The following is a 4,357-nucleotide window of genomic DNA, read 5'->3' as shown; positions in this document are numbered from 1 at the left end:
GTATAAATAAGCTTTCCACTAAACAGTGACACATTGGTCTTGTGTATGCTACAATATTTCTATTAGTAACATTGTGTTCAACGAGAGCTTTTAGTATTGACGTTTATTACTAATCCGTAAACTTATCGATTGATTGGTTGGTGAAGAACAACCGTTGTGTTAAGTTTCTGAATCCCACGGATAGATTCAATTTCATTAGATAGGTGGTGAATAGACTGAAGATCAGGAGCTTCGATAAGAGCAATAATGTCAAAGCTACCACCCACAACGCTTGTCAGTCGTATCTCTGGAATCTCTTTAAGGGCATTCGTTACTTCGTTTTTTTTACCTTTTTCACAAGAGATCAGCAGATAGCTGGCTGCTTTTCGACCCTCATGCTCGATTCGGATCTGGGCAGTGTAGCCCTTGATGATACCGGTTTTTTCCAACCTATTGATTCTTTCTGCGACAGCAGTACGAGACAAACCGATGTTTCTAGATAGATTCGCAATTGATTCTCGTCCGTTTGATAACAGACTGGAAAGGATTTTACGATCTAACTTGTCTAAGCCTTGTAAAGTCATGTTTGAAATCATGTGTTCTACCTATTCTGGTTTTATATAGTTATTAAATCGACTCTGGGAGTGTAAAGTTATACAGCTCGGCTAGAGTGAATGGGTTTTTCTGTGTCAAAGGAGTGATACGAAGGCTCAAGTCCCTCCCAGACACTTTCATGTCACTGACGAAGCTACCGTTATGAGTGTTTGTTAGGGTCGAATCACCTAGCAATCTGTATATCGCCCACTGACCACTCTTATTAAGAACGTGCTGCTTGCCCTCGTCTGTCACATCTTGGATCGTGATACTAATGTTGAAGTCACCGTTCTGCGGCGGCCACTCCATCTCACGAATTCGGCTCGGACCGTGATAGTAGTTGATATCAGTGTCTGAAATTTTCAGACTGGCTCTGATAGCACTGGAATCAAGGTCTAATACTTTCGCACTGAACGAGATGTAAACTCGGTTTGTGCTCTTATTGATCAACGTATCGCGGATAACGTTGTAATTGCGCAATTGCACCAATAGGGCAGGTGAAAGTGGCATTGTCTTGCCATCCATCTGTTTTGGTGTCCACAAGTTTGTATCGTAGAACGGTGCGAAGTTCTTCTGAATAAACGTGTCTAACAAACCACCTGATGCAAACAACAATTCGAAGTCTTCAATCGAGATTTCTTCTGTCGCGTTTAGATCAAATGGGTATTTACCAAGTCCTAGCTCTTTAAACTTGGTGTAAATCTCGCTGTACCATTGGGTTTGAATGCCTTTTGCTGATTCCGCAATCATTACTGACCAGCTTTGCTGAACCACATCAAGCAACCAGCTGCGTACTGGCTCTGGTGACTTTTGAGCAATCTGCTTAAGTTTGATAAGAGGATCCGCTTCAGTGCTGTTCATACGGTGTTGAGCAGCGGCCAACGCAGCCATTTGTGGATCAGGCGCATCAGCGATGTCTTTCATGTAAGTACGAACACGGCTCAAGGCTGTAATGGTCTCATCCCATGGAGTAGGGGAGTTTGGCGTTTCACTAACTTGAAGTTGGTTCAACAAGTGGAAAGCTTGCTCAACGCGCTTCATCAGTAAGTAATCTGGTTGTGCGGCTTCTTCTACTGCTTCTGATGCCGAGTCTGCCTCTTCCGCGAGTTTCGGGTTTACTTTAGCGATTAACGCGTTCTTCTTGCCAACAGGAGAGAACTGAGTGTTCGCGTAAACTTGCTTCAGCACGGTAGTCATTGGCGAAGATGGACCTGAAATAAGGTCTATAGCGTTCGTCAAGTCACCCACATTGCTGTAGTTCTGAACTTTTAGCTCACTCAGTGCATTACGCCAGTAGTTGATGTAGTCATCTGTGTACTTCTTACGGACCTGAGTCTTAAATGCATCCTGCTCTTGCTTGGTCGGAATCACATGGTTTGATAAACCTAAAACCCAGTTATCGCTGATCACTTGTTGTGACATCAAATCAACACGAGGGCGATAGAAGGTACTAAACCCTGTTGAGGTGTAAACCTTATCGATCACAAGTCGATTGTCGTCTAGCGGTTCGTTAAATACGTTGTTGAACTCAAAACCAACGGCACGTTGAAGATCGAGCGTACCAAGGTCAATGGTATCAGCCTGGTTCAAAATGCCTGCGTAAACGAGATCTACATTGGAGTTAGCCAGTAATGAGCGACGAGTCGCGCGTACAATGTCCATGTTGATATCAACCGGTGCAAATTGAGTGCGGAAGTAGGCATCCAAGTAACGCATTGCTTGGTTAACAACATCTGGCTTATCGCTCAAATCGTTGAGAGTTTGAAGTGTTTGGCGACGTAGGAACTGAATGTCACGTTTCGATGGGTCATTCAGCATCAAGTAGCCTTTTAGCAATGGCAACGTCGCGGCAATATCATGTTGATTGTGAGTCAACTCGAGACGGTAACCTCTCTCTACAAGGGGCATAAGTTGTTGTGCGACTTCTTTAAGCAGAGCTTCGTAAGCCAATCTTGTGCTTTGGTCTAGGCGACTGATGTTTAATGGCAAGACTTCTTCGTCTAGTGCACGAGAGCCTTCTAGCCACGCGCTGTATGACGGTTGAATTGCACGTGTTGCGTTAACCAATAACTGGTTAAAGCTTGCTTCTTGCTCTACCTGACCTTTGTCATCAATGCCAAGCAGTTGATTGATGACACGTAGGTTACTGTCTAGTGTTGTAACAAAGAAATAGGTACCGCCAGCCAACAAGATCACGGACGCCAACATAGCCAAATGGCTTTGACGTTGGATCAAACGCAGGTACGTTTTGTTCTCACCGGCAAAATCGCTCTCTGGCAAAATCTGAGAATCAATCAGGAAACGAGAGAAGTAGGGCGTTTCTGTCAACTGTGTGTGCTCTGACGCAATGATCGGCAAATTAAAGTAATTGCTGCAGCTTCTTGCTAACAGGTTGTACTTACGACCACCTTGTAAGCTAGAGCAGAAGAAGATCTCACGGATATCAAGAGAATAAACGCCGCTGTTCGCTTCACAAAGACGTTCAAGTACATAACTGATTTCCGCTTGGCAAAGTTCAAATTGCTTAGGAAACGCAAGAATTGCTTGTTTCTCGTCGATATCGGTTGAATTTGCTGAAGCGTCTAAAGCGTTGCTTTCAAGTACTTTGACTAGATTACGGTAACCATCGCGGTAATACTCAGTGATTACGCCTTTCGCTTCTTTCAAAGGAATAGACAGGAACTCTACGCGAGTTTTAAGCGAGCTAAAATGCACGTATTCCTTAAAGCCATCCAACTTGTCGAGTTTCGACATCATCAGGTAAACAGGCAATGCTGAAGAGGTTTTCTCACTTATGGAGCCCAAACGCTGCAATAAGGCAGTGATGGTGTAATCTTTTTGCTCTGGTTCAGAAACAATCATGAACTCAAAGTCAGTAAAGAGCAGGCAACCTGAAAATGGCTTTCTCGGACGGTGACGAATCACTTCATCGACAAAGGTATTCCACAGTGACGCATCGCTGTTTGATACCTCTTGGAACACGAGGCGTTGATCTGGCTTGATGTAAACCGCACTGTCAGATTCATACCATTCAAAGAAATCGTTTTTTGCAGTGCGGGAACGATCCATCGGTTTAATTGCGATTGAATTAAACAAGAATTGGCGTCGCCCAGACGCTTTATTACCAATCATAAGATAAATTGGCTTCTTGCCTGAATGAGACAGAAGAGGGCGAATAACCATCAAAAGGGCTTCTTCTTCTGTTTCTAGACGCTGAGCTTTTGAGTTGTTCTTTTTCTTAATCCATAGTGAAAACTGGAATATAAGATAAAAGGTGACAATGACTCCTAGACCAAACCATAGATAAAGCTTATCTGCATCTTTGAGTAAGAATAAATATACTGCTGCAAATATCGCGGCTAAAACCAGAGCTACTATGGTAGAAACCGCGATCGAGTTTCTCAGTATTTTTTGTTTGAACATAAGCCTATAAATTCTTCATTGGTATTGTTTTTGTGCTCAGTTTAGGTGAGTTTAATATAGTAAAAAATTGATTAGGAAGGGTTTTCTCTTTTGGTGCTAGACGACTCAAAGTGAAAATATGTTAAATAACTCTAACTGAATAATACCTTGAAAATAGCATGGGTAATCGCCTTTTAATGTAGGAAAATTCTATATTGTGTTAGCTTTGTTTGATGTAATGCCCCCCAATCTGAACATATGCCGAGTCATCATCAATATTAAAAGTGGGCGCCTGGACGTTTGCTCAACTGGGAAGCCAATATCGTCCCAGTTACACGAGAAGTCGTTAATGAGGTGCTTACCTTCAAGCCTCGTCCAGGGC

At 43.0% G+C, this 4,357-nt stretch carries 2 protein-coding genes; both read right to left on the bottom strand.

Annotation, left to right across the window (positions count from 1 at the left end; genetic code table 11):
• Nucleotides 1-122: 122 nt before the first annotated feature.
• A complete protein-coding gene (locus CAG69_RS08285) occupies nt 123-575 on the bottom strand; it encodes an Lrp/AsnC family transcriptional regulator (RefSeq protein WP_161443657.1) in 453 nt (150 codons plus the stop codon).
• Between the two features lie 31 nt (nt 576-606).
• Nucleotides 607-3,996: a type VI secretion system membrane subunit TssM gene (tssM, locus tag CAG69_RS08280; RefSeq protein WP_161443655.1), complete on the bottom strand. Its 3,390-nt coding sequence runs from the start codon at nt 3,994-3,996 to the stop codon at nt 607-609.
• Between the last annotated feature and the right edge of the window lie 361 nt (nt 3,997-4,357).

The organism is Vibrio sp. V43_P6S15P86, assembly GCF_009904725.1.
GTDB classification, from domain to species: Bacteria; Pseudomonadota; Gammaproteobacteria; order Enterobacterales; family Vibrionaceae; genus Vibrio; species Vibrio diabolicus.
Note: the sequence above shows the minus strand (reverse complement) of the source record. Positions and strands in the feature narration are given on the sequence as shown.

What these genes read in the sequence shown, in the direction of transcription:
- CAG69_RS08285 (WP_161443657.1), bottom strand. Translation starts at nt 575, where the DNA reads ATGATTTCAAACATGACTTTACAAGGCTTAGACAAGTTAGATCGTAAA.
- tssM (WP_161443655.1), bottom strand. Translation starts at nt 3,996, where the DNA reads ATGTTCAAACAAAAAATACTGAGAAACTCGATCGCGGTTTCTACCATA.